The sequence below is a fragment of the Corallococcus llansteffanensis genome (genome assembly GCF_003612055.1).
GTDB classification, from domain to species: domain Bacteria; phylum Myxococcota; class Myxococcia; order Myxococcales; family Myxococcaceae; genus Corallococcus; species Corallococcus llansteffanensis.
This window is the reverse complement of the sequence record NZ_RAWB01000568.1, coordinates 1-6,433: the sequence shown is the minus strand read 5'-3', so window position 1 is coordinate 6,433 and position 6,433 is coordinate 1. Positions and strand designations below refer to the sequence as shown.

7 protein-coding genes and 1 pseudogene are annotated in these 6,433 nt (G+C 71.0%); 4 read left to right on the top strand and 4 right to left on the bottom strand.

Going from position 1 to position 6,433, the window contains the following annotated elements; genetic code table 11:
- Positions 1–1,045, top strand: a 1,045-nt coding sequence (coaBC, locus tag D7V93_RS35280) for a bifunctional phosphopantothenoylcysteine decarboxylase/phosphopantothenate--cysteine ligase CoaBC (protein ID WP_120647542.1), incomplete at its 5' end; no start/stop codon positions are given.
- Positions 1,046–1,061: 16 nt separating this feature from the next.
- Here coaBC and D7V93_RS35275 read toward each other — a convergent pair.
- Entirely contained in the window at positions 1,062–2,024 is a 963-nt protein-coding gene (locus tag D7V93_RS35275; protein WP_244237692.1) for an SDR family oxidoreductase, read from the bottom strand.
- 192 nt (positions 2,025–2,216) lie between these two features.
- Between D7V93_RS35275 and D7V93_RS35270 the strand changes: the two genes are divergently transcribed.
- Positions 2,217–3,119, top strand: a complete 903-nt coding sequence (locus tag D7V93_RS35270) for a LysR family transcriptional regulator (protein ID WP_120647541.1) — start codon at positions 2,217–2,219, stop codon at positions 3,117–3,119.
- Here D7V93_RS35270 and D7V93_RS35265 read toward each other — a convergent pair.
- Both D7V93_RS35265 and D7V93_RS35260 read right to left on the bottom strand, forming a co-directional pair.
- Positions 3,092–4,021, bottom strand: coding sequence for a hypothetical protein (locus D7V93_RS35265; RefSeq protein ID WP_120647540.1), 930 nt, complete (start codon positions 4,019–4,021; stop codon positions 3,092–3,094). The genes D7V93_RS35270 and D7V93_RS35265 overlap by 28 nt on opposite strands.
- A gap of 83 nt (positions 4,022–4,104) precedes the next feature.
- Positions 4,105–4,509: a hypothetical protein gene (locus tag D7V93_RS35260; RefSeq protein WP_120647539.1), complete on the bottom strand. Its 405-nt coding sequence runs from the start codon at positions 4,507–4,509 to the stop codon at positions 4,105–4,107.
- 147 nt (positions 4,510–4,656) lie between these two features.
- Between D7V93_RS35260 and D7V93_RS35255 the strand changes: the two genes are divergently transcribed.
- Entirely contained in the window at positions 4,657–5,448 is a 792-nt protein-coding gene (locus D7V93_RS35255) for a helix-turn-helix domain-containing protein (protein WP_279636977.1), read from the top strand.
- Between the two features lie 6 nt (positions 5,449–5,454).
- On the opposite strand, the gene D7V93_RS35250 is transcribed toward D7V93_RS35255, so the two are convergent.
- Positions 5,455–6,018, bottom strand: coding sequence for an NADPH-dependent FMN reductase (locus tag D7V93_RS35250; RefSeq protein WP_120647537.1), 564 nt, complete (start codon positions 6,016–6,018; stop codon positions 5,455–5,457).
- Positions 6,019–6,245: 227 nt separating this feature from the next.
- Here D7V93_RS35250 and D7V93_RS35245 point away from each other — a divergent pair.
- Positions 6,246–6,433 (top strand): annotated as a pseudogene (locus tag D7V93_RS35245) (uracil-DNA glycosylase); the annotation flags it as partial.

The window sequence follows — 6,433 nt, the reverse complement described above, 5'->3', positions numbered from 1 at the left end:
GTGTGGGCATCCCGTCCTCACGGACTACTTCGACCCGGCGCAGGAGGGGAACTTCGGCCACCTGGACCTGGCCCGCTGGGGCGACGCCTACGTGGTGGCGCCCGCGACGGCGGACCTGCTGGCGAAGATCCGGGGCGGCTTCGGCGGGGACGCGGTGACGACGTCGCTGCTGGCCTTCAAGGGCCCGGTGGTGCTGGCGCCCGCGATGAACGTGGCGATGTGGGAGAACACCCGGACGCAGGAGAACGTGGCGTCGCTGCTGGCGGATCCGCGCTTCACCACCGTGGGGCCGGGCGCGGGGATGCTGGCGTGCGGCGACGTGGGCTCCGGGCGGCTGGCGGACGTGGGCGCCATCGTGTCCGCGGTGGCCGCGCGCCTGGGCGGCGGGCCGCTGCAGGGCAGGACGGTGCTGGTGACGGCGGGCCCCACGCGTGAGTTCCTGGATCCGGTGCGGTTCATCTCCAACCCGTCCACGGGGAAGATGGGGATGGCGCTGGCGCACGAGGCGAGAGCGCTGGGCGCGACGGTGACGGTGGTGCTGGGGCCGGTGGGGCCGGTGGACCGCACGGGCCTGGAGGTGGTGGACGTGGTGAGCGCGGAGGACATGGCGCGCGAGGTGTTGTCGCGCGTGGAGTCCGCGGATGCGTTCATCGCGACGGCGGCGGTGAGCGACTGGCGTCCGGAGGTGCGGGCGCCGCAGAAGGTGAAGAAGGGCGAGAGCCCGGAGTCCCTGCGCCTGGTGCGCACGCCGGACGTGCTGCTGGAGGCGTCGCGCAAGGTGGCGGGGAAGGCGAAGCGCCCGGTGCTGGTGGGCTTCGCGGCCGAGACGGAGCGGGTGGTGGAGCACGCGCGCGAGAAGCTGGAGCGCAAGGGGCTGGACGCCATCGTCGCCAACGACGTCACCGCAGCGGGCGCGGGGTTCGGCACGGACACGAACCGGGTGACGGTGATCTCCCGCACCGGGCCGGACCGCGTGCTGGAGGGCAGCAAGCGCGCGGTGGCGGGAGAGATCTTGTCGCTGTTGCTCGTGCCACCGCGCGGGTGACATGCGGGGCCGCCGCTCAAGGGATGAGCTTGCGGCGGCGGAAGTCCGCGAAGAGGTCGCGGAACATCGCCTCCGTTTCGATGTGCTCGTGGAAGCCGAACCGGCGGGCCTTGGAGCCATCCGCGACGAAGTCGTAGCCCGTGGAGAACACACCCTGCGCGAAGGGCCACGCCGACACGTCCTGGTACGAGTTCCGCGCGAGCCCGTGTTTCTCCACCATCGCGTTCCAGCGCGGCCCCTTGTCCGCCATCACGTCCACCAGCGACAGGGGCAGGGGAGGGGCCACCTCCAGGTCGAAGGAGCGCGCGATCTTCGGCCACATCTCGCTCCACCGGAACTGGTCTCCGTTGTTGATGTTGAACGCCTGGTTGGCGCACTTCGGCTCCGTGGCCGCCCACACGGTGGCCCGCGCCAGCAGCCCGGCATCCGTCACCTCCAGCAGGATGTCGTACGCGGTCGGTGTCCCGGGGAAGCGCAGCGGGATGCCCAGCTCCTTCGACATCGCCGCGTACACCGCGATGGCCAGCGTCAGGTTCATCGGGTTGCCCAGCGCGTAGCCCGCCACGATGGACGGACGGATGGCGGACCACGTCCACGCCTTGCCCCGCTGCCGCTGCTCCAGGAAGTCCTGCTGCTCCACGTTGAACTCGGGCGGCATGTGGGCCGCGTCCGTCTCCCGGGCCGGCGTCTTGAACGGGCCCAGGTGCGCGCCGTAGACCTTGTAGCCCTGCATCAGGCTGACGTGCTTCAGCCCCTTCGCGATGGGCTCCACCGCCTCCACCACGTTGACGAGCATGGCGAGGTTGGGCGCCACCATCGCCACGGGCGTCGGCCGGTCCTGGAACGCGGTGTAGAAGATGTGCGTCACCTGCGTGAGGCCGCCCAGCTTCTTCCGGCAGTCCTCCGCATCGAGCAGGTCCACCGACACGTAGCGCACCCGGTCGCGGGCCTCGCCCCCGCGTCGCGACAGGCCAATCACTTCCTAGCCCTCCAGCGTCTCCAGGTGGGCGATGAGGTTGAGTCCGATGATTCCATGGGCCCCGACGACCAGGGCCACGTTCTTGCGCGCGTTCATGCTGTCCTCCAGGTATGGCGTATGGCCACCACCATGGACGCGCTCCGGTGCGTGGAGTAGAGCGCCCGGGAGCACAGCACCTGTGAGTTCAATTCCATGGCGCGTCTGGACATCAACCGCTCCGGTGAGATGGAAGTCTTCGTCCGGGTCGTCGAACTGGGTGGCTTCTCCGCCGCGGCCCACGCGTTCCGGATGACGCCGTCCGCGGTGAGCAAGCTCGTCGCCCGCCTGGAGGACCGCCTGGGCGCCCGGCTTGTCCACCGCAACACCCGGGGCCTCCAGCTCACCTCCGAGGGCTGCGTCTTCTACGAGCGCAGCGTCCGCCTGCTCGCGGACCTGGAGGAGGCCGAGCGCGGCGTCACCACCAGCGAGACTCCGTCCGGCCGCGTGCGCATCAACGCCAACGTCCCCTTCGGCACGCACATCCTGCTGCCCCGCGTGCAGGACTTCCTCGCGCGCCACCCGGCCATCACCCTGGACATCACGCTCACGGACCAGGTGGTGGACCTGCTGGAGGAGCGCACGGACGTGGCCATCCGCGCCGGCCCCCTGAAGCCCTCCAACCTCATCGCGCGCAAGCTGGGAGAGACCCGCTACGCCATCGTCGGCTCACCCGCCTACCTCAAGCGCGTGGGGACCCCGAAGAAGGTCGCGGACCTGGAGCAGCACAACCGCCTGGGCTTCAGCTACGTGCGCGCCGTCCAGCACTGGCCCTTTGTCGAACGCGGGGCCGCCGTCTCCGTGCCCTGCGTCGGCAACGTGCAGGCCAGTGATGGCGAAGCGCTGCGGCACCTGGTGCTCGGGGGCGTCGGACTCGCGAGGCTCGCGGGCTTCCAGGTGCGCGAGGACCTGAAGGCCGGGCGCCTGGTCGCGGTGCTCGAGGAGCAGAACTCCGGCGACATGGAGGCCGTGCACGCGGTGTTCCTGGATGCCGCGGGCCACCTGCCGGCGCGCGTCCGCGCGTTCCTCGACTACTTCTCCCAGGTGGGGCTCGGCTGACGCGGCGGCACCCGCGCCATCTGTCCCGCCGCCGCCTCCGCGCCGTAGATGAACGTGTGCTGCTCCACCTGCACGGACTCGCGGTAGTCGGGCTCGCCGCCCTTGTCGTTCCAGTCCACGCGGTCCATGCGGATGAGGCGCGAGGAGTACGGCAGCAGCGTCGTCGGATCCGTCACCAGCTCCAGCTCCCGGCGCGCGAAGCGGCCCGTCGTCTCCGGCGTCTGTCCCACGGGCTCCAGCACGACGCGCAGCCGCACGCAGCGGGGCTCCGGGTCCGCATCGCCGCAGGGGATGCCCACCTGCAGCAGGGTGCGCTCCTCGGCGGGCACCTGCTCATGCGTCCGTCGCCCGGTCTCCACGCGCATCTTCGTCTCGACGACCTCCTCCGCGCCGGGCTTCAGGCGCACGCCGCTCCAGCTGCCCACCCACATGTTCCACTTCTCCCGGGCGTCCTGCTCCAGCCCGGCGGTGACCTTCGCGGTCACCTGGGCCTTCTTCTCCGGGCTCAGCGGCAGCGCGTCCAGGAAGTCCTGCCCCGGCGAGTCGTCCATGGGGTCGATGCCCCGGAACGCGCCGTGGTCGTCGATGATCAGCGTGGGCACCGGATCCATCAGCGCGGAGAGCCCGGACCCGGACACCTCCACGTCATGGGGAATCAACCGGCGCTGTCCTTGGGGATCCACCGGCCCCAGCGTCATCATGTACCGGCGTTGCGCCGTCATCCGACCGCGCCGGGTCGTCTGCATGTCCACCGTGTGGGCCACGCGCATGGACACCTGCTCCGGCCACGCGAACCTCAGCGTCAGGGTGTCCCCACCTCGTGAGCCGCCGAGCGTGGCGCACCCGAAGACCCCCGGGAACAGGACGGCGACGAACACCCACGGGCGCAGGGAGGAGGCCATGTCCCCTGACGATAACCCCCTCCCGGGGTCCGCGCCGCGCACCGGAGAGCGCGCCTGCGCGAACCCCGACACTTCGGCGCACGTCAGGCCAGGGCCAGCGTCCCGCGCCGCAGGCCCGCGTACTCCAGCACCGCGAAGGCCGCGACCGCCGCCGCCTGCGCCGCGACGAACAGCATCCCGAGCCCCGTGGGCGTCGTCGGGCCGTGCGTCAGCAGCAGCACGCTGTCCACGACCCAGAGCGCATTGACCGCGACCACGAACCACACCGGCCAGGAGGGCAGGGTGGCCCGTGACGCCAGGTACCCGAGCAGCAGGGCGAAGGGGATGAGGCCCAGCCCCGCCATGCGCAGCAGCCCTGGATCCAGGCCCAGCAGGGGCGCCAGCGGGCCCGCGGCCGCCGCCATCAACAGGCCCATGGCTCCGCTGGCGACCCCGTCCAACAGCAGCGAGCGACGCAACAGGCTTCCCGACACGTTCTTGACGCTCATGGCGAACATTCCCTTGCAGGAGGTGGGTGACGACGGGGCACAAGATGCGAGCCGGCCCTGTCGCTGTCGATTACCTGCGAGGGAATGGAAGCGATGACGTGCGCCCCCTATCTTCGGGCCATGACGAGCCTTCAGCAGAGCCGCCCCGTGGGAGAACTGCTGCGCGGCTGGCGTCAGCGGCGCGGCCTGAGCCAGATGGACCTCGCGTTGCGCGCGGAGGTCTCCACCCGCCACGTCAGCTTCCTGGAGACCGGCCGCTCCCAGCCCAGCCGCGACATGCTGCTGCACCTGGCGGAGGAACTGGACGTGCCCCTGCGTGAACGCAACGGCCTCCTGGTGGCTGCGGGCTTCGCGCCTGTGTACGCCGAGCGCTCCCTGGACGACCCCGCGCTGCGCGCCACGCGCGAGGCCGTGGACCTGGTGCTCGCGGGCCATGAGCCGTACCCGGCGCTCGCGGTGGACCGGCACTGGACGCTCGTGACCGCGAACCGCGCGGTGGGCGTGCTCCTCGCGGAGCTGCCCCCGGAGATGCTCCAGCCGCCCGTCAACGTCCTGCGCCTGAGCCTGCACCCGTCCGGGCTCGCGCCGCGCATCGAGAACCTGCGCCAGTGGCGCGACCACGTCCTCTCACGGCTGGGCCGACAGGTGGACGTCTCCGCGGACCCCACGCTCGCGGCGCTCCTGGAGGAGCTGCGCGGCTACCCGGTGCCTGAGGCGCGGGCGGCCTCGAAGGAGCGCGACTTCGCGGGCGTCGTGGTGCCGCTGCGAGTGCGCACGTCCCTGGGGCTGCTGTCGCTCTTCAGCACCACCACCGTGTTCGGCACGCCCGTGGACATCACGCTCGCGGAGCTGGCCATCGAGTCGTTCTTCCCGGCCGACCCCGACACGGCGGAGGTGCTGCGGCGGGCCGCGTCCGAGCGGTCCCGCCAGGATGCCTGAGGCGCGCTACTTCTTCGCGCGCACCGTCTGGAGCGCGGTGCCCCAGGAGACGACCTGATCCAGCATCGTGTTCACCGACTTCTCCTTGTGGGGGTCGGGCTTGAAGACGGCGAAGTTCTCGAAGTCGGTGAAGAGCGACAGCTGCACCTGGGCGCGCACGGTGGCCATCTGGAGTTCGGCCGCGATGAGGCGCAGGTGCTCCACCGCGCGCACGCCGCCCGCGCTGCCATAGGCCACGAAGCCGGCGGCCTTGTTGTTCCACTCGGCGTAGAGGTAGTCGAGCGCGTTCTTCAGCGCCCCGGACGTGCTGTGGTTGTACTCGGGCGTGACGAAGACGTAGGCGTCATACCCGGCCACCTTCGCGGCCCAGGTCTTCGTGTGCGGCAGGGTATACTTCCCCATCGACGGGGGGAACGGCTCGTCCAGCAGCGGCAGGTTGAAGTCCTGGAGGTCGACGACCTCGTACTCGGCGTCGGTCCGCTTCTTCGCGATGTCGTGGACCCAGCGGGCGACAGCGTCCGCCTTGCGACCCGGCCGGGTGCTCCCCACGACGATGGCCACCTTGATCATGTGTGCTCTGCTCCTGGAAACGGGCTTGGGACGACTGGGACGCCCGACCTTTTCCCGCGCGCGCCTCCGGGGAAAGCAGAAAGGCCGTGGGTCTGTCCTGCACCCGACCCGGGCCCGGCCTTCCGCCCGGAAGGTGGCGGAGGGCCCGACCCTGGGCTAAGCGTACGGGCAACTTCTCCGGCTGCTTCCTTGCGCCGGGGCGGGCCCTCCGCTACCGATCCGAAACCGTGAACGACGACACGCTCGATTCCTCGCAGGAGCTGGCCGACGTGCTCCAGGACGTGCGCCGCCACCTCCTCTGGCAGGAGGAGAACGCCGGCCGCGTGCTGCTCGTCGACGCGAAGGTCGCCGCCGAACTCCAGCAGCAGCGCGCTGGCGCCGCGTCCGTGCGGACGATGATCGCCCGGAACAAGGC